We start from the raw sequence: 24398 nt of genomic DNA on the forward strand, positions 1-24398 counted from the left end.
CCCAAGATGACGCTTTCGCTGTTTTTCAGGCGAATTTACTATCCCGTAAAGTTGCGTATAATTTGCCAGGAAACATCTTAAAGTAAAGTGAATGTTGCGTTATGTGAGTGAGGCAAAAACAAATAAGCCGCGACAGAGATATCCTGGTGGATGTTGTTACTTTTTAAAATTAGGACAATCCTTAGTAAAACAGGATAAAAATTAAGGGTTATTATTTTCCAGGCATTTCGCTGACGATATCGGCCAGTAAATTAAAAATTTCACTGAATAATCGTTCGCAGAATGGCGCAATTAATGGCATTAGCGCCGCCATCAGTGAAATACCTACGGTCAGAGTGAGAGGAAAGCCGATGACGAAAACCGACAGCTGTGGCGCCATGCGATTTAACAAACCAAGTGCGAGGTTCAGCGTGAGTAGCAGCGTCATTACCGGCAGGGCCAGCATTAGCCCGTTGAGGAAAATCAGGCTACCCGCCCGTGCCAGCGCGAGAAACGCATTGCTGTTCACCGGATTGCCACCGATGGGCAGAGTATGAAAAGTATCTACCAGCAGCGAAATCAGCCATAAATGGCCATTAAAGGTCAGGAACAGCAGCATGGCGAGCATGTCGATCAGTCGTGCCAGAACCGGCATATTCAGACGGCTACCGGGATCGAAGAATGTCGCGAAGGAAAGGCCCATTTGCAGACCAATTAATTCCCCGGCGGTACGTACTGCGGCAAACGCAAACTGCATGGTGAAGCCTAAAGCGATACCGATCAGGATTTGTTGCATTGCCTGCCATAGTGCGCCGATCGAAAAGATGGGGACGTCAACGGCGGGAATTGACGGGGCGATAACGACGGTTATCATCAACCCCAGCCCCAGCTTTACCCGTTTGGGGATGGCTCGTTCACTGAGGATGGGGGCCGTTGAGATGAGCGCCAGTATGCGCAGCAAAGGCCAGAAGTATAAATTCAGCCAGTGGAGCCACTCAACGCTGGTCACCTGCAACATAACGTTGTCTACCCGATGATATAGGGGATATTGCTGAACAGCGTACGCACGTAGTCGAGCAGCAGGTTAAGCATCCACGGGCCAGCAACAATGATGGCAATAAACACCGCGACAATTTTGGGAATGAAGGACAGCGTCATTTCGTTAATCTGGGTCGCCGCCTGCAGAATACTGATGATAAGACCTGTGACGAGAGCGACCAACAGCAAAGGCGCAGCAAGGGCCAGGGCGACTTTCATCGCCTCTGTGCCCATCATCATGACCGATTCAGGAGTCATTTCGCGCCTCTAACTGTAAAAGCTTTGTGCCAGCGAGCCGACAAGTAGCTGCCAACCGTCTACCAACACAAACAGCATCAGCTTAAACGGCAACGCGATTGTGGCTGGCGGTACCATCATCATCCCGAGCGCCATCAGTACGCTGGCGATCACCAGGTCGATAATCAGAAACGGAATAAAAATGGTAAAACCTATCTGGAATGCTGTTTTCAACTCACTGGTGACATAAGCGGGTAGCAAAATTCGCATCGGCACGGCTTCTGGTCCCTGTAATGGACCGCTGTTTGCTAAGCGCGCGAAGAGGGCCAGATCGGCTTCACGGGTCTGGCGCAACATAAACTCACGCAGCGGCTGGGCGCCTTTCTCCATAGCTTCCTGCATGGAGATCTTCTCTTCGCTGAACGGTTGATATGCGTCGACGTAGATTTTATCGATCACCGGCGACATGATGAAAAAGGTCAAAAAGAGCGCCAGGCCCAGTAGCACCTGGTTAGGTGGTGCAGAGGGGGTACCCAGCGCATTTCGCAGGAGACCGAAAACAATGATGATGCGGGTGAAGCTGGTCATCATCAGCAAAATTGCAGGCAGGAACGTCAGCGAGGTGATGAACACCAGTGTCTGCACGGGCAAAGACCAGCTTTGTCCGCCGCCCGGCAATGGCTGACTAACCAGACCCGGGAGTTGGGCGAGGGCAACGGGACTGAAAAGCCACAAGCCTGCCAGCGTGAGGGATAACAAACGGCGCATCAGGATCTCCCAGGACGCTTAAGCAAACTCTTCATCATGGCCTGGAAATCCGCAGGGGAGGCCGTTTTTTCTTCTGCATCGGCAGGTGCCGGGGGCAGGGTGTGCAGGACGTTAATCTGCGAGGCTGTGACACCCAGTACCAGACGGGCATCTTCGACCTCGACAATCACCACGCGCTCACGTGGACCCAATGAGGTGCTGGCTGCGACTTTCAGCCCGCGAGTACCGGCACTTTTGGGGGCAAACCCCAGACGTTTAATGACCCAGGCCACCGCCAGGATCAAGACGATGATCCCGAGCAGCGCACCGCTTACCTGCACCAGCGGTGAACCGGAAACGGCGGCGGGTTGAGAAACGGTAGCCTGGGTATTCATGATTAACGGCTCAGACGGCGCATACGTTCAGACGGGGTGATAATGTCAGTGATACGCACACCGTATTTATCCGCGACCACGACGACTTCGCCCTGGGCAATCAGATAACCGTTGATCAGGATATCCAGCGGTTCGCCTGCCAGACCATCCAGTGCGACAACTGACCCCTGCGTCAGGCGCAGCAGCTCTTTGATGGTCATGCGGGTACGGCCCAGTTCGACGGTCAGTTTGACCGGAATGTCCATGATCAGGTCGATGTCCTGCAAAGCACCGCTGACGTCGCCGCCACCTAACTGCTGGAATACCGCATCGGCCGCACTTTTGGTGGGCGTGGTTTTTTGCTCGTTTAACGCGTCAGCCCACAGATCGTCCAATGCGCCAGTGTTCTCATCGGACGGATTATTCATATCACTCATTTGGGCTGTTCCTCATTCAGCGAATTCAAAATCGGGTTTATCAGATGTTCTACGCGTAACGCATACTGACCGTTTACGGTGCCATACTGGCTGGTCAGCACAGGCACGCCGTCCACATGAGCAATAATGCGGTCGGGTTTTTCAATCGGCAGTACATCGCCGGGTTTCAGTTTTAAAATCTGGGATAGCCGCAGCGGAATGTCGGCAAAGTTTGCCACCAGCTCCAGCTCAGAATGCTGAACCTGACGCACCAGATTATTGCGCCAGTTCTGATCTTCATTACGCGAGTTTTCCAGCGGCGGATTCACCAGCAGCTCACGCAACGGCTCAATCATGCTGAATGGCAGACAGATGTTAAATTCACCGGTCAGGTTGCCAATTTCAACGTGGAACGGGGTGTTCACCACAATGTCGTTCGGGGAGGTGGTGATATTGGTAAATTTCACCTGCATCTCGGAACGGACGTATTCCACTTCCAGCGGATTGATGGCCTTCCACGCGTCGCTGTAGCTTTCCAGCGCCAGCTTCAGCATGCGGTTGATAACGCGCTGTTCCGTGTGCGTAAATTCGCGGCCTTCCACTTTCGTCGGGAAACGACCGTCACCACCGAACAGGTTGTCTACGGCGATAAATACCAGACTTGGTGAGAACACCACCAGACCCGTACCGCGCAGCGGCTTCAGGTGGATTAAGTTCAGGTTGGTCGGAACCGGCAAGTTGCGCGCAAATTCGTGGTAAGGCTGGATACGGATCGCCCCCACGGTAATATCCGGACTACGGCGCAACAGGTTAAATAACCCCATACGGAACTGGCGCGCGAAGCGTTCGTTAATGATCTCCAACGCCTGTAAACGCTCACGTACCACGCGACGCTGAGTGTTGGGATCATAAGGACGAATATCGCTTTCTTTTGCGATACCTGAAATGGGTTCGTCTTTGGTTTCGCTATCGCCGTTCAGCAATGCGTCGATTTCTGCCTGAGAAAGAATACTGTCGCCCATGTCTTTACCGCAGAATAAAAGCTGTATAAAGAACGTCGGTGACAACCTGTTTCGGTTGTCCAACAACAAGCGGAGTCGCCAGCGTCTCTTTGATGGCGGTAATCAGCTGTTGCTTACCTTCCTCGGTGGCGAGTGTGGCCGCATTCTGACGAGAAAATAGCAGCAGCAAGCGGCTGCGCACTTCCGGCAGATATTCGTTAAGACGTGAACGTGTCGCCTCATCTTTCATGCGCAGTGTGATACCGATATACAGCACACGGTCTGCATCACCCAGATTGACGGTAAAGGTATCCAGCGCAAAGAACACCGGGGCTGGCGGTGGAGCCGGTTCCGCTTTGACGCTGGCGGAAGGCTGCTGCTGCATGCGCCAGTAGCTATAACCTGCAGTTGCGCAGGCGGCGAGGGTAATTAATACCAGCAGAGGGATCCAAATAGCGCGTTTACTTTTTTTGTTAATCGCGGAGTCAGTCATCAGATACGGGCTTCCTGTTTCGGTACAGCTTATGGGCTGATTATCCCGTGTCCTGTTCACGACAAAGCGTGGAAAAGACGCGGATAATCATGCTACCTCTGGCGTTAGGCGAAGATGTCTACTGCGCCATCGCCGCGGGCAGCGGCTTGCAGCGAGGCTGGGGTTGCCAGTATTGCGTCATCTTCAGCGGCAAAAATGTCTTGTCCTTGAGCGCGACCAGACTGCTGTTGCTGTCCGGAAGACTGCTGATGGCCAGCGAAGCTTTCACTGCTGATGTTGCTTTGCCCCAGTTGGATCCCGCTTTCAGCCAACTGTGTACGCAGCATCGGTAATGCGGCTTCCAGTGCGGCGCGCACGTGACTGTGCGGTGAAACCATTTGTAACTGTGCGAGGTTATCGTCCAGCTTGAGCGAAATATGTACCTGACCCAGGTCCTGCGGATGCAGACGCAGCTCTGCGCTTTGCTGGCCCTGGCGCGTGAACAAGGTGACGTGCTGGCTCAGCGATTGCTGCCATTCATGGCTACCTAACGGAGCGCTTAACACCGGCGCGGCCGTCGGTAACGGTTGTGCGTGTGTTTGTGGACCACTTAGCGGGGCCGCAGTCATGCCAATGCTGGTCGGTGACGGGGTGCTGTCGATTTCAGCTCTGGCGTTCACTGCTGCCGTCAGCGGGGTTAATGTTGGATTGTTTGCCTGATTAGCACCACCGCCAGCAATCGTGACATCCGCTTTGCCTTTTTTGGCATCGCCCGGCAGTAATTCGTCTGCATTATCAGTCGCCGCGCCGTGTACCGCGCCTCGTGACAATGCGGAAAGCGCCGCATCAACAGGGGCTGGTGCGCTGTCGACGGCAGGCGTAGCCAGTGGTTGTCCTGGCAGCATGGCGAACAGCGCGCTCAGGTTGGCGAGATCGTCATCACTCAGCGTAGTGTTTTTTTCGTCCTGCTGCGCGACTTTGCCCAGTGTCGTCAGGGCATTCGCTTTCAGTGAAGGCGTGAGAGCGGACAACAGTTGCTGAGCGTCAGTCATGTCGGCAAGAGAAGTCTCGGTTTGCAGCTCCTGTTGCGCCAGCAGATCGGTTAATTTGACTGACTGTGCGACATCGCCATTTTTTTGCAGTAACCCTTTTTGCAGCTTGCTGCCAGCCGCTTGTAAATCGGCAAGCGACAGCGGGGCGTCTTTACCCTGCTCGTCGCCCGCACCTAATGCGCCAGCCAGTAGCGCTAAAAAATCCTCGGGTGAATCTACCGCTTTGCCTGACTGAAGACCTGCGGCTACATCGGTGTCGGTGGTAATCAGTTGGGGTAAAGTAATCATTCGGGTTTCCTCATAGCTGCGCGCTGAGCAAATTCATCCATTTTTTTCTGATCCAGACGGTTTTCGGCCAGTAACGCCGCCGAGGTTTGTCTGTCCTGCAACGTCTGCCACGCCTGTAATCGTTGTTTTTTGTCGCGCCAACTGTTCAATGCCTGGTCTACTTTCTGTGTCCATTGATTGAGCTGTTGGCGATGTTGCTCAATCGCTTTTTCCAGCGTCTGAATAAATTGTTGGTAATTGATCCAGCGATTGCTGGTAATACCTTGGCCCATATCGGTATTCAGATTGTTGCGATACTCATGCTGATAATCGATCAGCATTTTTAACTGTTCTTCCGCCTGCTGACAGCCACGACGCATCTCTCCCAATAAGACAGCAGCGTCATCTACCTCTTTTTCAGCCAGGTCTTTCAATGTTGCTAATGCACCATGTTGTGCCATGACCTATGCTCTCCTGCTTAATCACACACCAGGGAAAATCAGTTCCAAAGCTTGTAGAGAATCTTCCCAGTCAGCCCGTTCAAAAATACCTTGCTGTAAGAATGCTTCCAGCTGCGGCCATAAGGCTATGGCTTTATCCAGCATCGGATCGCTGCCTTTGGCATATGCTCCCACGCTGACCAGATCGCGGTTACGCTGGAAGCTGGACAGCAACTGTTTAAAGTTACGCACCCGCGCATAGTGTTTTTCACTAATGAGCGCGGTCATGGCGCGACTGATCGAGGCTTCAATATCGATGGCCGGATAGTGACCCGCCTCGGCCAGATGACGAGACAGCACAATGTGACCGTCCAGAATCGCGCGCGCGGAATCGGCAATCGGGTCCTGTTGGTCGTCACCCTCGGTCAGTACCGTATAAAACGCGGTAACTGAACCGCCTCCATGGATACCGTTACCGGCCCGTTCGACCAGCGCCGGTAACTTAGCGAATACTGAGGGTGGATAACCTTTGGTTGCCGGTGGCTCGCCGATCGCCAGGGCTATCTCACGTTGTGCCATCGCGTAGCGGGTGAGGGAGTCCATAATCAGCAATACATGCTGTCCGCGATCGCGAAAATCTTCGGCGATGCGCGTGGCGTAGGCCGCACCTTGCATACGTAACAGCGGCGAGACGTCCGCCGGAGCGGCAATCACTACCGAGCGTGCGCGACCGTCAGCGCCGAGAATATTTTCAATAAAATCTTTAACTTCGCGACCACGCTCGCCAATCAGACCCACGACGATAACATCGGCCTGGGTATAGCGCGCCATCATGCCGAGCAGGACGCTTTTACCGACGCCGGAACCGGCGAAAAGCCCCATACGCTGGCCGCGTCCAACGGTTAACAACGCGTTGATGGGGCGTACGCCAGTATCCAGGACGTGTTCAATTGCGGTGCGTTGCAGGGGGTTAAACGGCGGTGTAATCAGCGCGCCGGTTTCGGTGGTATCCGGGGCGGGCAGGCCGTCGAGCGGTTTGCCGCTACCGTCCAGCACACGACCCAGCAGAGCAGGGCCAAGCGGTAATTGCTTCCCGCTTTGCAGGCCTTCTCCGGCAATGTTCTTCGCGTATACGCGCGCGCCGGGCAGAACGCCTTCGACTTCTTCGAGCGGCATCAGAAACAGACGTTGACCGTTAAAGCCCACGACTTCGCTTTCGACCTCCTGGGTTTCGTTGCCGTCCTGACGTTCAATGACGCAGGTGGCACCGAGCGGCAGCTGTAACCCCGTGGCTTCCAGCACCAGCCCGGTTGCGCGGGTCAGGCGACCATAACGACGCACCGCAGGCAGCAGTGACATTTTCTCTTCGAAGTTGTCCAGCGTATTGAGCCAGCGAGTCAGGCGAGTGGTCATTACACGACTCCCGGCGCTGCCAGACGGCAGAGTTCTTGCCAGCGCGTGGCGACGCTGGCATCCAGATCGCCTTCATCAGCTGAGACTTTACAACCGCCGTGATGCAGCGTGGGATCGCCGCGTAGCCGCCAGCCGTGCAGGCTGAGAGTGGCGCCGAGCATCTCCTCCACACGCTGGAGATCGTCCGGATGTACGCGCAGCTGCGGTTTACCGCTAAACAGCGGTTCCTGTTGCAATAACTGTTGGATTTGCTTAATCAGCGCCGCGTTATCCACGATTGGCGTCTGACCAATCACCTGACGCGCAGCTTCCAGCGCCATTTGCATCAGTCGCGAGGCAATGACGCTATCCAGCGCGTCCAGCGTATTCTGAAACTCACTCACCAGCTGCTGCATGCGGGCATGGATCGGCGCATGCTGTGCTCGCGCCTGGTTCTGGCCTTGCTCCAGCCCCTGGCTCAGACCTTCCTGATAGCCTTGTTCGTGACCTTTTTGTCGACCTTCCGCCAGCCCCGCGTTATACCCTTGCTCATGGGCCTGCATTTGCAGCTGTGCGAGCTGCTGTTCAAGCTGTTGCTCTGCGGAAAGCTGTGGCTCTTCAGCTTCTTCTGACAGCGGCGTTTCGCTGTGGTCGGCCAGTACGAACTCCGCCATCGGTGGGGCGAGGTCGTCCGGAGTCCAGACTTTCCACGGCAGTTCGTTAGACATAGGTATCCTCGCCGCTGCCTATCACCATCTCGCCGGTTTCCGCCAGACGACGCACAATAAGCAGAATGGCTTTCTGTTCGTTTTCCACCTGCGACAAACGCACCGGGCCGCGGTTGGCAAGGTCGTCGCGCAGAATATCGGCAGCACGTTGCGACATGTTGCGCAGGAACTTCTCGCGTAGCGGCTGTTCGGCACCTTTCAGGGCAATCAGCAGTGATTCGGAATCCACTTCCTGCAACAGGCGCTGGATACTGCGATCGTCGACGTCCACCAGGTTTTCGAACAGGAACATCTCGTCGATAATTTTCTGTGCCAGCTCGCCGTCGAATTCGCGTACGGCGGTAATAACCGCTTCTTCCTGCTGAGTTTTCATCAGGTTGATAATTTCTGCTGCCGTTCTCACGCCGCCCATTTTGCTGCGCTTGAGGTTCTGACCATCGAGCAGACCGTTCAGTACCTCGGTCAGTTCTGCCAGCGCGGCAGGCTGCACGCCGCCGAAGGTGGCGATACGCAGCATCACGTCGTGACGTAAACGCTCGTCGAACAGCGCCAGAATATCGGCGGCCTGGCCCCGTTTGAGGTGCACCAGAATGGTGGCGATAATCTGTGGATGCTCGTCGCGGATAAGGTCGGCGGCGCTTTGTGGCTCCATAAAGTTGAGCGTTTCAATGCCGCTGGTGGTATCGCGGGTTTCCAGAATATCTTCCAGCAGGCTGGAGGCGCGTTCCTCGCCCAGCGCTTTCACCAGCACGGAGCGCAGATATTCGTTGGCGTTGATATTCAGCGCGGCAAATTGTTCTGCTTCTTGCTCAAACTCGGCCAGCACTTCCGTCAACTGTTTGTTGGAGATCTGGCGTACGTTCGCCATCGCTGTACTGAGCGCCTGAACTTCGCGCGTGGAAAGGTGTTTAAATACCTCAGCCGCGCGATCTTCGCCAATGGTCATCAGCAGGATGACGCTTTTATCGGTACCGGTAAGGGCATTACTCATGATCGTTACTCATCCACTGGCGAATGACCAGCGCCACGACGCGCGGATCGTTATCTGACATTTCACGAATACGCTGGCTCATCACTTCTGCACCCAGACGTTGATTCGTACGACGCTGCTGGGTTTGTTCGTCTTTGCTGAGGCGAACTTCTACCGCTTCTTCGGTTTCCTGACGGATACGCGTTTGTTCTTGTACCGCTTTTGCTTCTTCGCTGCGGCGAACCAACTGCGGGCGAACAGCCTTACGCCACAGGATCCAGGCAACAAGCAGCACCAGCAACCAACGGCCAGCGGTCATCAACTGTTCAATAAAGACCTGCTGTTTCCAGAACGGCAGCTCACCTATGGAATCGTCGGTCGCCGTGAACGGAGAGTTCACCACGTTCAGGGTATCGCCACGTTTGTCGGAGAAGCCCATCGCTTCGCGGGTCAGGTCCTCAATCTGTTTCATCTGATCTGCGGTTAACGGCAGCGGTTTACCGTCCGGCAACGTTTTATAGTTGACCACCACTGCAACCGAGAGACGCTGCACATCGCCGACGTTCATTTTGGTGTGGCGAATGGTACGGTCGACTTCATAGTTGCTGGTTTCATTACGCTGCGTACTGCGTGGACCAGAATTATTGTTGTTATTTGCCGTTTGCGCGGTTTGCGCATTTTGCTGATTAGCCGGAGGGGTGGCGATTGGCGCGGTATTAGCCGGTGCTGGTTGATTAGACAATGCGCCCGGTACGCCGCCTGGCGCTCCGCTCCCGATCTGCTCGCTGACGTTTAACTGGCGTGAACGCAGCACGGCCTGGGAATCATCACCGTTTGGACGGTACTGTTCTTCGGTTTGCTCTTTATTAGCAAAATCCAGTTGCGCGGTGACCTGCGCATGTACGTTACCGTTGCCGACAATCGGCGACAGGATCGATTCGATACGACGTTGAACGCGCCCTTCGACATCGCTCGCGTATTTCAACTGCGCATCGTTAAGATCGCGGCTGCTGGTGTTTGACTGAGTTAACAGATGACCCGCCTGGTCGACCAGCGTAACGTTGCCCGGCGGCAAGCCTGCAACAGCGCTGGAAACCAGATGCGTGACCGCACTGATTTGACCTTCATCCAGTGCGCGGCCAGGTTCAAGGTTAACGGTCACGGAGGCTGAAGGTGCTTTTTGCTCACGCACAAACAGCGACGGTTTTGGCATTGCCAGATGCACGCGGGCGCGTTTTACCGGTCCCAGCGTTTCAATGGTACGGGCTAATTCACCTTCCAGCGCACGCTGGTAGTTGACCTGCTCGCTAAACTGGCTAATACCAAACTTTTCCTGATCCAGCAGCTCAAAGCCAACGGCGCCGCCCTTCGGCAGACCTTGTTGTGCCAGACGCAATCGCAATTCGTGAACTTTATCGGCAGGAACTTCTATAGCACCGCTTCCCTCAGTAAAACGATAGGGAACGTTCATCTGCGTCAGTTGGGTGACAATCGCGCCACCATCCTGATCGGATAGATTGCTGAACAGTGTGCGGTAGTCAGGTGTTTTGGCCCACAGGACCATCGCCACGATGATAGCGACGGCAGCGGCTCCCGCCACAATCAGAGGAATTCTGGGATTCGCGCGCAGGCGGTTTAACCACTCGAGAGGTTTAAGCTGGGTTGCAGTCGATGCTGTCGCACTCATCTCGCACCTCGTGGCTTATCGTGGACGGCGTTTTTTGCAAAGTGGAACAAGACTCACTCCCGGGTCAGCAAACTCGAAAAATTGACGGTCTCATTATTTGCGGTTTCGAATTTTTCTATGCGTTAAAAACCGTGGTTTTTTATCGTTATTTAACGCCTTTATCTTATTGACTAACTGGTAATCTCAGCTATGTAAAAAATCATCCAGGGGATCAGAATGTCGGCAATACAGGGGATTGAAGGGGTCATCAGCCAGTTACAGGCCACGGCGATGTCAGCAAAAATGCAGGATATGCAGCCACAACCGACCGTGAGTTTTGCCGGACAATTGCATGCGGCGTTAGACAGGATCAGCGATGTGCAAACCGCGTCCCGTACGCAGGCTGAGAAATTTACCCTCGGTGAACCGGGTATTGCGCTGAATGATGTGATGACCGATATGCAAAAAGCGTCGGTATCAATGCAGATGGGTATTCAGGTACGTAACAAACTGGTGTCGGCGTATCAGGAAGTGATGTCGATGCAGGTGTAGGTTCACTAACCTAAATCTGCGGTTTAATATAAAAGTGCATGGATGCACATCACATCGGTCAAACTCCCGGCATTTTATCTCAGTGAAGTTTCCTGTATGTACCGTAAGGTATGCCTGATGCTGAGCCGTCGTCATGAATCCCATCTTGCCGAATAAAAAGCCCTCAAATTTCAGTATGAGGGCTCGTAATAGCTAATTATTGTATTTCCCCAAAAAGACTATGGCGGTGTTATCTGAAATAAATAATGAGTAATACTGGTTAGAGGATACCGGTTTGATTCCTTTGCTTATCATATTAGCCAGTTTATTTTTGTTTTCTTGCACATCACTATAACCATGCTGTGTTTGTAATAATCCTTTGTTAATTAATTGGAAGGATGCTAAAAACTCAGTGGCTGGAAAAACGAAATGACCTACAAGCGGTTTGTTTTCTATTATCAGTTTTGCTCTTTCATTTGCATTTAACTGGCCTACAGTCCCAATCGAAACGATGTTCTTATGATTTGCAATATCCTGCGCAATCATGTTGAAAACAAAATCTTCATATTCTTGTTGTGCTTTCATTGTGTTGCCCAATTGAGCGCTAAAGGCAAATGAAGCAATGACAGGAATCAGTGCCATATATTTTAGGCGAGGAGAGAAGTGCATGATTGGTATAGCAATCATAACCATTATAACTGAAAAGGAGACTAAAGTACGTGGAAGTACAGGTGCATCCTGAAGCAATATGGTTGGCCCCATAAGAGACACAATAAATATTAAAAAGGAAATGGCCCCATATAGAATAAAATACACGATATTTCCTATGCGTGCGCGATAGGAAATGAACATAAAAACACAGCCTATTAATATCGGGATTGCGAAATAGATGTAAACCGGATGATAAAGATAAGAAAGGACTAACGCTTTTAAAGAAGCTAATGTTCCTATGAGGTAATCCAATCCTCCTTTATCCAAAGGTATTAGCTCTGCGCGAGAGTTGTTTTTTGGAGAAAAGAAAAGCATATAGATAATGTAAAATGATAAAAATAGAATTGTTTTTTTGAATAAAAAGATTACGAATTCTTTGACTTTTACGTGTTGTTTTAACGCTATAATTATTACGTCAATAGCAAGTAAACCAATAAAAATGTTTGCACATGGCTGATACAATGTTAAAGCTAATATTCCTGATATTAGTTTTGTCGCAATCTCTAGTGCCAAATTTTTATTTGAATATGTATACGCAATTACTGCAAGGAAAAAAGCGATAGACATTCCCAGACTATCGTATCGATAAGAGATATTTTGCAGAATGAATGGATTGAATATTAAAAGTGCGGCAACCATTTTTGCATTTGCAACATCTTTTCTGATCAAATGTTTACTGAGCGCAAGTGAAGATGCACCTAAAAATACACAGGACGCGAGCATCGTGTACGGAAATAAGTCAAGATTGTAATGACCACTTGCAGAAAAAAATCTTGCTAAAATATCTGCAAAAGGCCGGCCTAAGCCACGCCAACCATAATACCCACTTATGGATCTATCTAAGTCGTCCCTATAGTATATTCCAGCTTGTATTAAAGGATAGATGAATAATAGAGCCAGTCCTGAGTAAATTAAGAGTAATTTCTTGTCGAGTTTAGAGAACATTTTTATTTCCATCTTGTTTTTTAACTATATAGCGTGGACGTTGCTTGCTTTCGATGTATATTCTGCCTATGTACTCCCCTAACACACCTATTCCAATTAGCTGAACACCACCAAGGAAGAGAATAGAAACAATAATAGATGGATATCCCGCCACCGGGTTTCCCCAAAATATTTTATCGGCAATCATCCACGCTCCGTACAAGAAGGATAAAGCAGCGACAAAAAAACCAATGTAAGTCCAAATCCGGAGTGGAAACGTCGAAAAACTGGTAATGCCCTCTAGTGCGAGATTCCACAATTTCCAACCGTTAAATTTTGAGTTGCCCGCAATACGCCCGGCTCGTGTGTATTCGACGACATCAGTACGACCACCAACCCAGCTCAGAATGCCTTTCATAAATAGGTTACGTTCTGGCATGAGTTTTATGTTCTCTACTACATGGCGGGACAGGAGTCTAAAGTCGCCAACGTTCTCTTCTATTTTGGGGTCACTGATTTTATTGTGTAATTTATAAAACCATTCAGCGGTTTTACGCTTTAGTTTCCCATCTGTAGAGCGGTCAGAACGCTTTGCCAGTACAATATCTGCACCTGACTGCCATTTCTCTATCATGGCCGGAATAACGTCAATGGGATCTTGTAGGTCAACATCAATCGGAATGACGGCTTCACCAGTGGCATAGTCAAGCCCCGCGCATATGGCTGGCTCTTTTCCAAAATTACGGGTAAATGAAACAGGAACCACGAGCTTATCAGATATCGCAAGCGCGTTGATCATTGATTCTGTTGCGTCTTTGCTTCCGTCATTGATGAATACGATTTCTACATCATGCTTTTTGAGTTCTTCAAATTCGCGAACATTTTTATAGAAAATTGGTATCGCGTCCTCTTCGTTAAAGACCGGAACGACCAAAGATATTTTCATTTCGCATCCCTAAAGACAATGAACTTAGAATAAATGAAACCGCATACCAAACTGATGGCTGAGAATAAGATTAAAGTGATGATAGGTGCCATACCTGACTTATCAGCACACAATCCTACAGCAGCGCTGAGTGTGCCCATGAAGCCAACATAGAGCATGTAGCGCATGGTTGTAGTCGATGACTTGAAAGTGAATCTTGCGTTTGCAAAGAAGCTGAACGATACCGCCACGAGGAAACCAGAAAAATTACCGAGAGCTTGTCCGGTGTGCAGCCCGTATATGCATATAGCAAAGACAAACCAGTGAATCATCGTGTTGATGACCCCTATTGATGTGTACTTTGCGAATAGTTTAAACATTATAAAAATCAGCGAATTCTTAGAGTCCGACAGTTTACCATCTGAGAATGGAACGATCGACCTGTGATGTTAAGTAGAGGAAACAAAGGCGGGAGCGCAAAGTCATGCACCTGATGTCGAGGCATGTTTAGTCACTGAACATTCTCCCGCCGCGCCAGGCAACGGGAGAATCGCATTACTTCTGAATCAAATAGCGGATCGTTGGGCCATCCTGCTGAATATCCAGCACCGTATAGCCGTGATTACGCGCATCCAGTGGAATATTGTTGATTGACTGCGGGCAATCGCTCACCACTTCCAGAATTTCACCTTTCTTCAATTGCGGCATCGCTTCCAGCGTGGCGACAGCCGGGTATGGACACGGTTCGCCGACCATATCGAGGCGATAATCAGGCACGATATTTTTCATACAGACTCCTTGGCAGGCGTCAGTCCTGCGCGACGGAAGAAGCGTTTTTCCCAGCCGATAATGAGCATCAGCGCGGCAAACAACAGCAGATAGGTCACCAGCAGACCGCCGAGCGGACCGAAGGTGTTGAGCAGATTCACTTTGTCCCAGTTGGTGGCAAGCGCGGGAGCAAAATCATCCCAGTAGTAGGCCAGAATGGTCGAGCCAATAACGTTGCCCAGACCAACCCACCAGTAATGCACCTGGCCTTCAACGGCGCGGTACATCCAGCCGGTTTCACATCCGCCCGCTAAAACGATGCCAAAGCCGAACAGCAAGCCGCCGATCACCGCATTTGGACCCGCCCACATGATTTTAGGCTCGACGCCCAGTTGCACGTAGCTAAAGATACCGATGGCGCTGACCGCCATCCCGAAGATGATCGCTTTTGCCATATGGGTGCGACCGGAAATCCACAGGTCGCGGAAGGCGGAGGTGAAGCAGATTTGCGCCCGTTCAATCAGCAGACCGAACCCAACGCCAAACAGCATCGCCAGACCGAGCTTGGGTTTATCCATCGCGGTGAGCAGCGCCCAGCCGATCATGCCGATAAACACCAGCATGCCAAGGCGGAAACGGCGACGGGCCTGATCCGGCTTTTGCGTCAACGGCGAAGCGGCGGAGACTTTCTGCATTTTGACCGGAATACGAAACATCGGTAGCAGGGTAAAGCGTGCGCCAAACCATGAGCCGATTGCCGTTGCCAGCGCGAAAAACCAGGCATGTAGCGAGAACTGTGGAATGCCGGTGAAGAATGCGGCCAGGTTGCAGCCCATCGCGAGCCGGGCGCCGAATCCGGCGATCATCCCGCCGACTATCGCCTGCATAATGCGCACCCGACTGCGCGGCATGCGTAACTTGACGTTGTTAGCCCACAGTGCGGCAGCAAAACAGCCGCCGAACATACCGAGGATCATCATGCCGTCAATGCGGGTCAGGGGCGAGCCTTCGAGCTGGATCAGCTTGTAGTAACCCCACTCTTCGGCGTGAACGCCAAATAATTGCAGGATTTGCCCACCCCAACGGGTGAATTCACCGGTAACGGCCCAGAAGGTTCCCGTAATGCCGAAATAATAAGTGGAGAGAATACCCGCTGCGATGACCGCAGGGGCGGGGGCCCAAAATTTAATTAACCAGGCCTGTTTGAAGTGTTGCCATGACATGCGTTGCGCCTCTGAACTCAGAAGGTATGTAACAAGAAGTGTGGATACTACACCGTTCATAATTTTTGACTATGAGTAATAAGAGGTAATACCGTCTGGATCAATCTTTCTCAACGCTGCCGAAAGGCTGGCGACATCAGGCCTTTAATGCCACAATCCCATTTTCTTCGCATGCAGGATGAATGATGAAAAAATTAGCAATCGTTGGTGTATTTCTGGCGCTTACCGGATGCGCCGAAGTAGAAAATTATAACGACGTGGTGAAAACGCCAGCGCCAGCCGGTCTGGAAGGATACTGGCAGTCAAAAGGTCCGCAACGCAGTCTGGTAAGCCCGGAAGCGATTGCCAGCCTGGTGATAACGAAAGAGGGCGATACGCTGGATTGTCGCCAGTGGCAGCGGGTGATCGCGCTGCCGGGGAAACTGACGATGCTCTCTGGCGATCTCACCAACGTGACGGTGAAACGCGAGCTGTATGAGATCGAACGCGAAGGCAATACGCTGGAATATGACGGTATGACGCTGCAACGGGTCGATCGCCCAACGCAGGAGTGCGCTGACGCGTTAAAGAAAACGCCGCTGGCCACACCGCTGCCATAAACCGTACGCCCCGGTAGCCCATGGCCACCGGGGTTGAATTTTATATCACTTCTTCAATGACCCACACGCTGACGCTCCCGCCGTTACAATAAAACGTTGCTTCGCCGTTTTCATCGGTGACCACGCTTTCCTCGCGATTTCCCAGATAGTCACGCCAGGTTTTATTGCCGTAATTCGCGCCGAGATTGATGGTCTTTTCCCCGTCATCGCCGTTAGACAGAACAACCACACAGCCGGGATCGTCGTCCGTTCCGCTGCGGCTAAAAGCGATACAGTTAGGATGATCGAAAAAGAGTGTCTGTACCCCGTGTGCGAAGCGCTGGCGCGCGAGGATCAGTTCATCAAGCTGTTCAATGATCGGCATGTCGATAGGATAGGTTTCGCCATCGCCGCCGGTGTCTTCGTAATGCGCTCCGTAGAGGTCAGGGTAAAACACCGACGGTACGCCATTTTCACGCAGCAAGATCAGCGCATAGGCCAGCGGCTTAAACCACGGCTCGACGGGGGCTTCGAGTGCCTGTAAAGGTTGGGTGTCGTGATTGGCCACCAGCGTGACGGCATGAAACGGATCTGCTTCTACCAGGGTATCGGTGAAAATCTGGCTCATGTCATAATCGCGGCCCTGACGGGACGCTTCGTGAAACTTCATCTGTAGGGGGGCGTCGAACAGCATGGTTTTCCCCTCTACCTGGTTGATGTAGGTTTGTAGCTTATCGACTTCGTGGGACCAGTATTCCGCGACGATAAACAGCGGTTTTGGCGCGACTTCCTGCACGTGCTCAATCCACTCTTTATAAAACCAGGCCGGAATGTGCTTGACGGCATCCAGGCGAAAGCCGTCGCAATGGGTTTGATCCATCACCCAGCGCGCCCAGTATTTGATTTCCTCGGTGACGGCGTGATTACGAAAATCGATATTTTCTCCCATCAGATAATCAAAATTACCCAACTCATCATCAACCTGATCGTTCCAGCCTTCGCCGGTGTAATCGTTAACGATTTTGAAAATGCCGTCTTCGGTGGGATTCTCTATATGGTCAATGCCGCTGAAGCATTTGAAATCCCAAATGAATTGCGAGTACTGGCCTGCGCGGGCAGGGAAGGTGTAGCGCGTCCAGCCTTCGCATTCGATAATCTCATCGTCTATTTGCGTGCGATCCTCGGCGTTAACCCGTTGGACGCGGATCTTTTCTTTCTCATCCGCGCCCATTTTGTGGTTAACCACCACGTCCAGCAGTACGGCAATATCATTGTGTTTCAGCGCGTCAATCGCCGCCAGCAGCTGGTTTTTATCGCCGTATTTGGTGGCGACGGTTCCCTTTTGGTCGAATTCGCCCAGATCAAACAGATCGTAGGAGTCGTAGCCAACGGAATAGCCGCCGGACGCGCCTTTATAGGCGGGAGGCAGCCATACCATATTGATGCCGATATCATTGAGTCCGCCTGCGCGTTCGGCAAGTTCGGGCCAGAGTTGACCGCCATCAGGGTAATACCAGTGGAAGTACTGCAATAACGTGGGATTTTTCATCTTCCGTGCTCCAGAAGTCGTTTGGCCGACCTCTGGAGTATGGAAGATAATTCAGACGAGACGGGAAATTATTGTGGGGCAGTGGGGGCGTCGGGGACTAACAGCATGCCGGAAAGACGGCCATAGGCGTTATTCAACGTCTTTTGGCGCGTCGACTGACCGATAAGATTGCTGAGTTCATCGAGGCGTTGCTGCAATAATGTTTTGAGCAGTTGCTCGTTATCCAGCGTCTGTTTAATGTACCCGGCGACTAAGTCCTGAATACTTCGCGTAATGCCCGGTGGAGTTTGCTCTTCCATGACCACTTCAATACTTTGCAGATAGGTAACTTCCTGTTCCAGTAAAAGGTCCCATTCACCGCGCTGCGCCAGTTCCAGCAACGAGTGACTGAGTAGCGCGATGCGCTGCCAACGGTTGATAAACTCCACGGCTGAGGTCATTAACGAGACTCCTGGGACGACGCGTTCGGTGAGATCTGTTTCCAGGCATCCGCAATGTTGCCGAGTAACCCTTCGACTTCTTCAATGGCTTGACAATCATTATTCAGATTAGCGTGCAGTAAACGGCGAACCATATAGTCATACAATGAAGAGAGATTGGTGGCGAGTTCTCCCCCTTTTTCGTGGTCCAGGCCGGCTTTCAGGCCATTATCAATAATATTGATGGCTTTACTTAACGCTTCACCTTTGGCGACGATATCACCCTGCTGCATAAACAGGCGAGCGCGCACCAGGGCGCTGTTCGCGCCATCAAACAACATTTCGATCAACTGATGTGGGTTGGCGCTCATTACGGCGCTTTCCACACTGATCTGTGCATAGGCTTTGGTACCGCTCGCGGTGTACATGCTTACCTCGTGTTATCAGGAATTACTCATCGCAGCAAATTGTTGACCCAAATACGTACTGGTGCTGTTCAGCTTACTCATCATGGAATCCAGTTGGGTAAACTGGGCTTTATAACGTGCCACGACTTCATCAATACTGTTGCTTACGGTCAGATACTGCTTAGTCAGCAGTTTCAGGTTGGCGTTAATATTGTCTTGCGCATTATCGATAATGCCGTCATCGGCCAGATAGCTTTTTACTTCGGTGGCAATCTTAGTGGTAATACCGGTCTCTTTGCCGTCGCCAACCAACAGTTCGCGAGTGGCAGCGGTATTATCTTTCAGAGCTTTAGCCAGCTTTTCTTCATCGATTTTTAGCTTGCCGGTACCACCGTCCTGCGTAATGCCGATCTCAGACATGGTTTTAAACGGGGATTCGCTGCCGCTGTTAGCAAATGGCGCGCGAATGCCGTTTTGAATGGTACGGAGAACGCTATCACCCAGTAACGCGCCGTTGTCTGCGCTGGCCGCTTCACCCGGTTCTACTTCTTTATATTTAGTCAGCGTGCCAAAGGTATCCACCAGCGAGTTATAGGCTTCTACCCAGGCCTTAATTGCCGTTGTGGCCTTTTCATCACTTTTTGTTACAGTGATCGACGCATCTTTTACTTCTTTGGTTAGTTGGAGCGTGATGCCCTGCGGTGCGTCAGTTACGGTATTGCTTTGACGTTCAATATCAATGCCGTTGACGGTCAATTGCGCATTTTGCGCCCCGACCAGTTGCTTCATTTTCCCACTGCCCGCTTTGCTGTCATAGGACAGTAAATCGCTCAGTTTCGAATCATTTGATACTGAGATGGTCATTTCGCTTTCAGTGCCGCTTTCTGCGGTTAACACCAATTGGTAGTCGCCTTCTTTAACCTTCACCAGGCTGGCGGAAATACCGCTGTCCGCGTCGTTAATGGCATCACGAATATCCTCCAGAGAGGTTTCACCTTTGCCTAATTTGATTTCCAGTGGTTCTTTACGGCCTGGCTGCGAAATCGTAATCGTACGTTCATCGACGCTGGTATCGCCTAACTGTTCTTTAGTCGAGGTAATTTTTGCCGTAGTCGATAATGACTGTGCTTGCGCCAGTTGAGTGACGCTGACGGTGTATTTCCCTGGAGCAGCGCCTGCGGTGGTACTGACTTTTAAATCTTCTGTGCTGCTGGTGGCTGTGGTGCTTTTAAACAGATCGGCACTGTTTAGTGCGGTGTTCGCCGTCTGAAATTTTTCTAATGCACTTTTCAGCGTGCCATACGCGGTCAGACGCGAGGTGTTAGCGCTCTGCTGCTGGGTAATCGGCGTTAAACGCTTTTTCTCAGCAGTGGTTAAGTTTGTCAGCAATGTATCCAGCGGTAAGTTCGAACCAACGCCCAGTGATGTAAATGAAGGCATGCCTAATTCCTTGTGATTGCAAACAGTAGTTAACCGCTTTATCGGCAATCTGCGCGCAAAGTTTAATAATAGTTTTGCAAAAATAATGCGCGGAATAGTGGTGCATATAGAGGGTATTTCAGCGGCTAAGAAAAAAAACGACGGAAAGTAAAAATTTTCTAAAGTTCGAAATTAAGGTGCCGATACAAGGGTTACGGTGAGAAACCGTGGGCAACAGCCCAATAACATCAAGTTGTAATTGATAAGGAAAAGATCATGGCACAAGTCATCAATACAAACAGCCTGTCGCTGTTGACCCAGAATAACCTGAACAAATCTCAGTCTTCTCTGAGCTCCGCTATCGAGCGTCTGTCCTCTGGTCTGCGTATCAACAGCGCGAAAGATGATGCTGCTGGTCAGGCGATTGCTAACCGCTTCACCTCTAACATCAAAGGTCTGACTCAGGCGTCCCGTAACGCCAACGATGGTATCTCCATCGCGCAGACCACTGAAGGTTCTCTGTCTGAAATCAACAATAACCTGCAGCGTGTTCGTGAGCTGGCGGTTCAGTCTTCTACTGGTACTAACTCCCAGTCTGACCTCGACTCCATCCAGGCTGAAATCACTCAGCGTCTGAACGAAATCGACCGCGTATCCGGTCAGACCCAGTTCAACGGCGTGAAAGTGCTGGCGAAAGACAACACCCTGACCATCCAGGTCGGTGCCAACGATGGCGAAACCATCGATATCAACCTGAAAGAAATCAACTCCAAAACGCTGGGTCTGGATAGCCTGAGCGTGCAGGATGCTTACACCACTAAAGCAACTGCTGTTGGTACTGCTGCAACCTATAAAGATGGTACAGATACCTTTGCTGCGATTACTGGTGCCGATATTGACACGGCTACTGGTGGTACCGGTGCAACGGGTACAGCAACTGTCCAGTTTAATGAAAAAGATGGCAGTTATTACGTTAACGTAACCGGTTCATCTGCTGGTAACGGGATGTATAAAGCTACTGTTGCTGGTACTGCCGTTACTATTGGCGCTAAAGAAAATACAGTAACCCTGGCTGATACTAAAACAGTGACTAAGAACCAGGTTGTGGACGTCGCTGCCACTAAACCAGACACTACTGCAGCAGCAACAGCTTTAGTTGGTGCTGGCGTTGCAGGTGCTACCGCGGGTAACACCACGCTGGTTAAAATGTCTTTTGAAGACAAAAACGGCAAAGCAATTGATGGCGGTTATGCACTGGAAAACAACGGCAAATACTACGCTGCTGATTACGATGCTAAAACCGGTACTATCACCGCTAAAACAGTTGATTATACGGATGCTGCTGGTGTTTCTCAGAAGGCAGCGGTGCAGTTTGGTGGTGTGAACGGCAAAACTGAAGTGGCAACTGTTGCTGGTAAACAGTACCTGGCCTCCAGCGTTAAAGGTCACGACTTCAAATCAGGTGCAGCTCTGAACGAAGTGGCTACCACCAAAACCGATAGCCCGCTGGCTAAAATCGACGCGGCACTGGCGAAAGTTGCTGACCTGCGTTCCGACCTGGGTGCGGTACAGAACCGTTTCAACTCTACCATCACCAACCTGGGTAACACCGTAAACAACCTGTCTGAAGCCCGTAGCCGTATCGAAGATGCTGACTACGCGACCGAAGTGTCCAACATGTCTCGTGCAAACATTCTGCAACAGGCAGGTACTTCTGTACTGGCACAGGCTAACCAGACCACGCAGAACGTTCTGTCTCTGCTGCGTTAATTTACGCTTACTGCGCAAACCCCGCTCCGGCGGGGTTTTTTACATTTAGCTTTACCCGTAACCCCTAAATAACCCCCCATTTCACCCACTATTCACCCGATTAAAACCCCTGCAGAAACGGATAATCATGCCGATAACTCATTTAACGCAGGGCTGTTTATCGTGAATTCACTGTATACCGCTGAAGGTGTAATGGATAAACACTCGCTGTGGCAGCGTTATGTACCGTTGGTGCGTCACGAAGCATTGCGCCTTCAGGTGCGTTTGCCGGCGAGCGTAGAACTGGATGACCTGCTACAAGCGGGCGGCATCGGGTTATTGAATGCCGTTGACCGATATGACGCTTTGCAAGGAACGGCATTTACCACTTACGCAGTGCAGCGTATTCGTGGAGCAATGCTGGACGAACTACGTAGCCGGGATTGGGTGCCGCGTAGCGTTCGGCGCAATGCTCGCGAAGTGGCACAGGCGATGGGACAACTGGAGCAGGAATTAGGGCGCAACGCGACGGAAACCGAAGTGGCGGCGCGTCTGGCTATTCCTGTGCAAGAGTATCGTCAGATGTTGCTCGATACCAATAACAGCCAACTCTTCTCCTACGACGAGTGGCGGGAAGAGCATGGCGATAGTATTGAGCTGGTGACGGAAGAACATCAGCAGGAAAACCCGTTACAACAGCTTCTTGAGGGTAACCTCCGCCAGCGCGTGATGGACGCGATCGAGGCGTTGCCTGAGCGCGAAAAGCTGGTGTTAACGCTGTACTACCAGGAAGAGCTGAATCTGAAAGAGATCGGCGCGGTACTGGAAGTCGGGGAATCACGGGTCAGCCAGTTGCACAGTCAGGCCATCAAACGTCTACGCACCAAGCTGGGTAAGCTATAGGGGTACATCATTACCCCTGAACAATGCCGCATTACGAATTGACTACCAGGAGTTCTCATGACGGTGCAGCAATCAAAAAGACGGCCTCTAAGCCGCTACCTCAAAGATTTCAAACACAGCCAGACGCATTGCGCCCATTGCTTTAAGTTGCTCGACAGGATCACGCTGGTTCGTCGCGGGCAAATTGTGAATAAAATCGCCATCGCCCGCCTGGACACTTTGTTGGATGAAGCCGAGTGGGAGCAGGAGAAAAAAGAGTGGGTGGCACTGTGCCGTTTTTGCGGTGATTTGCATTGCAAAGAGCAGAGCGACTTTTTCGATATTATCGGTTTTAAACAGTTTTTATTTGAGCAGACCGAAATGAGTCACGGCACGGTACGTGAATACGTTGTCCGTCTGCGTCGCCTCGGGAATCACCTGACCGAACAAAATATCTCTCACGATCTGCTGCAGGAAGGGTTCCTCGACGAAAACCTTGCCCCGTGGCTGCCGGAAACCAGCACCAACAATTACCGCATCGCCTTGCGTAAGTATGAGCAGTTTAAAGCCCATACCCACATGGGACATATGCAGAAATCCTCCTGGACAGCCAGTTCTGATATATATTAAAAACGAATAAGGTGTAACAGAGTCGTGTTTGTGGATCACAGCAAACGTTTTACACTGTAGTCATAAATGATAGTCACTAATGACAATATTCGGGGTAACTATGAAATTAGCACTTCTGGGACGTCAGGCTCTGATGGGTGTAATGGCTGTTGCACTTGTCGCCGGAATGAGCGTAAAGACTTATGCAGATGAAGGTCTGTTAAATAAAGTTAAAGAGCGCGGCACGCTGCTGGTGGGCCTGGAAGGGACCTATCCCCCGTTTAGTTTTCAGGGTGATGATGGCAAGCTCACCGGTTTCGAAGTGGAATTCGCTGAGGAACTGGCCAAGCACCTTGGGGTGAAAGCTAACCTGAAGCCGACCAAGTGGGATGGTATGCTGGCCTCTCTTGATTCCAAGCGCATTGATGTGGTCATCAACCAGGTGACCATCTCTGACGAACGTAAGAAAAAATACGATTTCTCTACCCCGTATACGGTTTCTGGTATTCAGGCGCTGGTGAAAAAAGGCAATGAAGGCGTTATTAAGACCGCTGCCGATCTGAAAGGTAAAAAAGTCGGCGTGGGTCTGGGCACCAACTATGAAGAGTGGCTGCGCCAGAACGTGCAGGGCGTGGATATTCGTACCTATGATGACGACCCGACTAAATACCAGGATCTGCGTGTAGGCCGTATCGACGCCATTCTGGTTGACCGTCTGGCGGCGCTGGATCTGGTCAAGAAAACCAAGGATACGCTGGCTGTGACCGGTGAAGCGTTCTCCCGTCAGGAGTCCGGCGTGGCGCTGCGCAAAGGCAATGAAGATCTGCTGAAAGCGGTTGATGCGGCCATTGCTGAAATGCAGAAAGACGGTACGCTGAAAGCCCTGTCTGAAAAATGGTTTGGAGCGGATGTGACGAAATAATCG

At 51.4% G+C, this 24398-nt stretch carries 27 protein-coding genes and 1 pseudogene; 6 read left to right on the forward strand and 22 right to left on the reverse strand.

The features are described 5' to 3' along the window. Positions 1-201: 201 nt before the first annotated feature. The 13 genes and pseudogenes from fliR to fliF all read right to left on the reverse strand — a co-directional run bounded on the left by fliR (position 202) and on the right by fliF (position 10800). Positions 202-997: pseudogene (gene fliR / locus GUC46_RS09295) on the reverse strand (flagellar biosynthetic protein FliR). An 8-nt stretch (positions 998-1005) separates the two neighbouring features. Then, positions 1006-1275: a flagellar biosynthesis protein FliQ gene (gene fliQ / locus GUC46_RS09300; protein ID WP_003030425.1), complete on the reverse strand. Its 270-nt coding sequence runs from the start codon at positions 1273-1275 to the stop codon at positions 1006-1008. A gap of 9 nt (positions 1276-1284) precedes the next feature. Then, positions 1285-2022, reverse strand: a complete 738-nt coding sequence (gene fliP / locus GUC46_RS09305) for a flagellar type III secretion system pore protein FliP (protein ID WP_003030427.1) — start codon at positions 2020-2022, stop codon at positions 1285-1287. Beyond that, positions 2022-2399, reverse strand: a complete 378-nt coding sequence (fliO, locus tag GUC46_RS09310; RefSeq protein WP_085952515.1) for a flagellar biosynthetic protein FliO — start codon at positions 2397-2399, stop codon at positions 2022-2024. The genes fliP and fliO overlap by 1 nt, the downstream gene beginning before the upstream one ends. Beyond that, positions 2399-2812 (reverse strand): flagellar motor switch protein FliN, encoded by a 414-nt coding sequence (gene fliN / locus GUC46_RS09315; protein ID WP_003030433.1) that lies wholly within the window; start codon positions 2810-2812, stop codon positions 2399-2401. Before fliN ends, fliO begins: the two co-directional genes overlap by 1 nt. Then, positions 2809-3813, reverse strand: a complete 1005-nt coding sequence (gene fliM, locus GUC46_RS09320; RefSeq protein WP_003030434.1) for a flagellar motor switch protein FliM — start codon at positions 3811-3813, stop codon at positions 2809-2811. Before fliM ends, fliN begins: the two co-directional genes overlap by 4 nt. Before the next feature lie 4 nt (positions 3814-3817). Beyond that, entirely contained in the window at positions 3818-4285 is a 468-nt protein-coding gene (gene fliL, locus GUC46_RS09325) for a flagellar basal body-associated protein FliL (protein ID WP_003030435.1), read from the reverse strand. Positions 4286-4389: 104 nt separating this feature from the next. After that, positions 4390-5604 carry a flagellar hook length control protein FliK gene (gene fliK / locus GUC46_RS09330; protein ID WP_130714543.1) on the reverse strand — a complete coding sequence of 405 codons (1215 nt, stop codon included), beginning with the start codon at positions 5602-5604 and terminating at the stop codon, positions 4390-4392. Continuing rightward, entirely contained in the window at positions 5601-6044 is a 444-nt protein-coding gene (fliJ, locus tag GUC46_RS09335) for a flagellar export protein FliJ (protein WP_003839084.1), read from the reverse strand. The genes fliK and fliJ overlap by 4 nt, the downstream gene beginning before the upstream one ends. Before the next feature lie 21 nt (positions 6045-6065). Then, positions 6066-7436 (reverse strand): flagellar protein export ATPase FliI, encoded by a 1371-nt coding sequence (gene fliI / locus GUC46_RS09340; protein WP_003030440.1) that lies wholly within the window; start codon positions 7434-7436, stop codon positions 6066-6068. Continuing rightward, positions 7436-8143 carry a flagellar assembly protein FliH gene (gene fliH, locus GUC46_RS09345; RefSeq protein ID WP_003030441.1) on the reverse strand — a complete coding sequence of 236 codons (708 nt, stop codon included), beginning with the start codon at positions 8141-8143 and terminating at the stop codon, positions 7436-7438. Before fliH ends, fliI begins: the two co-directional genes overlap by 1 nt. After that, positions 8136-9134, reverse strand: coding sequence for a flagellar motor switch protein FliG (gene fliG / locus GUC46_RS09350; RefSeq protein ID WP_003030443.1), 999 nt, complete (start codon positions 9132-9134; stop codon positions 8136-8138). The genes fliH and fliG overlap by 8 nt, the downstream gene beginning before the upstream one ends. Beyond that, entirely contained in the window at positions 9127-10800 is a 1674-nt protein-coding gene (gene fliF / locus GUC46_RS09355; protein ID WP_102190416.1) for a flagellar basal-body MS-ring/collar protein FliF, read from the reverse strand. Before fliF ends, fliG begins: the two co-directional genes overlap by 8 nt. 216 nt (positions 10801-11016) lie before the next feature. On the opposite strand from fliF, the gene fliE reads away from it, so the two are divergent. Next, positions 11017-11331 carry a flagellar hook-basal body complex protein FliE gene (gene fliE, locus GUC46_RS09360; protein ID WP_003030448.1) on the forward strand — a complete coding sequence of 105 codons (315 nt, stop codon included), beginning with the start codon at positions 11017-11019 and terminating at the stop codon, positions 11329-11331. Between the two features lie 192 nt (positions 11332-11523). On the opposite strand, the gene GUC46_RS09365 is transcribed toward fliE, so the two are convergent. The 5 genes from GUC46_RS09365 to yedE all read right to left on the reverse strand — a co-directional run bounded on the left by GUC46_RS09365 (position 11524) and on the right by yedE (position 15861). Then, positions 11524-12966 (reverse strand): glucosyltransferase domain-containing protein, encoded by a 1443-nt coding sequence (locus GUC46_RS09365; protein ID WP_130714544.1) that lies wholly within the window; start codon positions 12964-12966, stop codon positions 11524-11526. Beyond that, on the reverse strand, positions 12956-13891 hold the full coding sequence (locus tag GUC46_RS09370; RefSeq protein WP_057101321.1) for a glycosyltransferase family 2 protein: 936 nt from the start codon (positions 13889-13891) through the stop codon (positions 12956-12958). Before GUC46_RS09370 ends, GUC46_RS09365 begins: the two co-directional genes overlap by 11 nt. Continuing rightward, the gene (locus GUC46_RS09375) at positions 13888-14250 is read right to left on the reverse strand and encodes a GtrA family protein (RefSeq protein ID WP_160180122.1); all 363 of its coding nucleotides are present in this window, start codon (positions 14248-14250) and stop codon (positions 13888-13890) included. The genes GUC46_RS09370 and GUC46_RS09375 overlap by 4 nt, the downstream gene beginning before the upstream one ends. Before the next feature lie 175 nt (positions 14251-14425). Beyond that, complete coding sequence (yedF, locus tag GUC46_RS09380; RefSeq protein WP_000790504.1) at positions 14426-14659, reverse strand: sulfurtransferase-like selenium metabolism protein YedF; 234 nt, start codon at positions 14657-14659, stop codon at positions 14426-14428. Beyond that, positions 14656-15861, reverse strand: coding sequence for a selenium metabolism membrane protein YedE/FdhT (gene yedE / locus GUC46_RS09385; RefSeq protein ID WP_130714545.1), 1206 nt, complete (start codon positions 15859-15861; stop codon positions 14656-14658). The genes yedF and yedE overlap by 4 nt, the downstream gene beginning before the upstream one ends. Before the next feature lie 185 nt (positions 15862-16046). Here yedE and yedD point away from each other — a divergent pair, with 185 nt between their 5' ends. Continuing rightward, positions 16047-16460 carry a lipoprotein YedD gene (gene yedD / locus GUC46_RS09390; protein WP_003030454.1) on the forward strand — a complete coding sequence of 138 codons (414 nt, stop codon included), beginning with the start codon at positions 16047-16049 and terminating at the stop codon, positions 16458-16460. A gap of 40 nt (positions 16461-16500) precedes the next feature. On the opposite strand, the gene amyA is transcribed toward yedD, so the two are convergent. From amyA to fliD, 4 genes are all read right to left on the reverse strand, one after another. After that, positions 16501-17988, reverse strand: a complete 1488-nt coding sequence (amyA, locus tag GUC46_RS09395; RefSeq protein ID WP_003834042.1) for an alpha-amylase — start codon at positions 17986-17988, stop codon at positions 16501-16503. A gap of 68 nt (positions 17989-18056) precedes the next feature. Then, on the reverse strand, positions 18057-18428 hold the full coding sequence (gene fliT, locus GUC46_RS09400) for a flagella biosynthesis regulatory protein FliT (RefSeq protein ID WP_003030458.1): 372 nt from the start codon (positions 18426-18428) through the stop codon (positions 18057-18059). Continuing rightward, positions 18428-18835 (reverse strand): flagellar export chaperone FliS, encoded by a 408-nt coding sequence (fliS, locus tag GUC46_RS09405; protein WP_003834041.1) that lies wholly within the window; start codon positions 18833-18835, stop codon positions 18428-18430. Before fliS ends, fliT begins: the two co-directional genes overlap by 1 nt. Before the next feature lie 15 nt (positions 18836-18850). After that, positions 18851-20254 carry a flagellar filament capping protein FliD gene (gene fliD / locus GUC46_RS09410; RefSeq protein WP_044711120.1) on the reverse strand — a complete coding sequence of 468 codons (1404 nt, stop codon included), beginning with the start codon at positions 20252-20254 and terminating at the stop codon, positions 18851-18853. Positions 20255-20509: 255 nt separating this feature from the next. On the opposite strand from fliD, the gene GUC46_RS09415 reads away from it, so the two are divergent. From GUC46_RS09415 to tcyJ, 4 genes are all read left to right on the forward strand, one after another. Next, positions 20510-22003 (forward strand): FliC/FljB family flagellin, encoded by a 1494-nt coding sequence (locus GUC46_RS09415; protein WP_044711118.1) that lies wholly within the window; start codon positions 20510-20512, stop codon positions 22001-22003. Positions 22004-22165: 162 nt separating this feature from the next. After that, the gene (locus tag GUC46_RS09420; RefSeq protein WP_003030465.1) at positions 22166-22885 is read left to right on the forward strand and encodes an RNA polymerase sigma factor FliA; all 720 of its coding nucleotides are present in this window, start codon (positions 22166-22168) and stop codon (positions 22883-22885) included. Between the two features lie 57 nt (positions 22886-22942). Further along, a complete protein-coding gene (gene fliZ, locus GUC46_RS09425) occupies positions 22943-23494 on the forward strand; it encodes a flagella biosynthesis regulatory protein FliZ (protein ID WP_003030467.1) in 552 nt (183 codons plus the stop codon). Positions 23495-23594: 100 nt separating this feature from the next. Continuing rightward, complete coding sequence (tcyJ, locus tag GUC46_RS09430) at positions 23595-24395, forward strand: cystine ABC transporter substrate-binding protein (RefSeq protein WP_003030469.1); 801 nt, start codon at positions 23595-23597, stop codon at positions 24393-24395. The last annotated feature ends 3 nt before the right edge of the window (positions 24396-24398 follow it).

Origin of the sequence: Citrobacter sp. LUTT5, assembly GCF_009905315.1 — a bacterium.
GTDB lineage: Bacteria > Pseudomonadota > Gammaproteobacteria > Enterobacterales > Enterobacteriaceae > Citrobacter > Citrobacter freundii.

Excerpts from the sequence above, each read along its gene's own strand:
- GUC46_RS09370 (WP_057101321.1), bottom strand. The coding sequence starts at position 13,891 with ATGAAAATATCTTTGGTCGTTCCGGTCTTTAACGAAGAGGACGCGATA.
- fliQ (WP_003030425.1), bottom strand. The coding sequence starts at position 1,275 with ATGACTCCTGAATCGGTCATGATGATGGGCACAGAGGCGATGAAAGTC.
- tcyJ (WP_003030469.1), top strand. The coding sequence starts at position 23,595 with ATGAAATTAGCACTTCTGGGACGTCAGGCTCTGATGGGTGTAATGGCT.
- fliP (WP_003030427.1), bottom strand. The coding sequence starts at position 2,022 with ATGCGCCGTTTGTTATCCCTCACGCTGGCAGGCTTGTGGCTTTTCAGT.
- fliN (WP_003030433.1), bottom strand. The coding sequence starts at position 2,812 with ATGAGTGATATGAATAATCCGTCCGATGAGAACACTGGCGCATTGGAC.
- fliG (WP_003030443.1), bottom strand. The coding sequence starts at position 9,134 with ATGAGTAATGCCCTTACCGGTACCGATAAAAGCGTCATCCTGCTGATG.
- fliZ (WP_003030467.1), top strand. The coding sequence starts at position 22,943 with ATGACGGTGCAGCAATCAAAAAGACGGCCTCTAAGCCGCTACCTCAAA.
- fliJ (WP_003839084.1), bottom strand. The coding sequence starts at position 6,044 with ATGGCACAACATGGTGCATTAGCAACATTGAAAGACCTGGCTGAAAAA.
- fliH (WP_003030441.1), bottom strand. The coding sequence starts at position 8,143 with ATGTCTAACGAACTGCCGTGGAAAGTCTGGACTCCGGACGACCTCGCC.
- yedE (WP_130714545.1), bottom strand. The coding sequence starts at position 15,861 with ATGTCATGGCAACACTTCAAACAGGCCTGGTTAATTAAATTTTGGGCC.
- yedD (WP_003030454.1), top strand. The coding sequence starts at position 16,047 with ATGAAAAAATTAGCAATCGTTGGTGTATTTCTGGCGCTTACCGGATGC.
- fliF (WP_102190416.1), bottom strand. The coding sequence starts at position 10,800 with ATGAGTGCGACAGCATCGACTGCAACCCAGCTTAAACCTCTCGAGTGG.
- fliS (WP_003834041.1), bottom strand. The coding sequence starts at position 18,835 with ATGTACACCGCGAGCGGTACCAAAGCCTATGCACAGATCAGTGTGGAA.
- fliE (WP_003030448.1), top strand. The coding sequence starts at position 11,017 with ATGTCGGCAATACAGGGGATTGAAGGGGTCATCAGCCAGTTACAGGCC.
- fliT (WP_003030458.1), bottom strand. The coding sequence starts at position 18,428 with ATGACCTCAGCCGTGGAGTTTATCAACCGTTGGCAGCGCATCGCGCTA.
- yedF (WP_000790504.1), bottom strand. The coding sequence starts at position 14,659 with ATGAAAAATATCGTGCCTGATTATCGCCTCGATATGGTCGGCGAACCG.
- fliI (WP_003030440.1), bottom strand. The coding sequence starts at position 7,436 with ATGACCACTCGCCTGACTCGCTGGCTCAATACGCTGGACAACTTCGAA.
- GUC46_RS09415 (WP_044711118.1), top strand. The coding sequence starts at position 20,510 with ATGGCACAAGTCATCAATACAAACAGCCTGTCGCTGTTGACCCAGAAT.
- GUC46_RS09365 (WP_130714544.1), bottom strand. The coding sequence starts at position 12,966 with ATGTTCTCTAAACTCGACAAGAAATTACTCTTAATTTACTCAGGACTG.
- fliL (WP_003030435.1), bottom strand. The coding sequence starts at position 4,285 with ATGACTGACTCCGCGATTAACAAAAAAAGTAAACGCGCTATTTGGATC.
- fliD (WP_044711120.1), bottom strand. The coding sequence starts at position 20,254 with ATGCCTTCATTTACATCACTGGGCGTTGGTTCGAACTTACCGCTGGAT.
- GUC46_RS09375 (WP_160180122.1), bottom strand. The coding sequence starts at position 14,250 with ATGTTTAAACTATTCGCAAAGTACACATCAATAGGGGTCATCAACACG.
- amyA (WP_003834042.1), bottom strand. The coding sequence starts at position 17,988 with ATGAAAAATCCCACGTTATTGCAGTACTTCCACTGGTATTACCCTGAT.
- fliM (WP_003030434.1), bottom strand. The coding sequence starts at position 3,813 with ATGGGCGACAGTATTCTTTCTCAGGCAGAAATCGACGCATTGCTGAAC.
- fliK (WP_130714543.1), bottom strand. The coding sequence starts at position 5,604 with ATGATTACTTTACCCCAACTGATTACCACCGACACCGATGTAGCCGCA.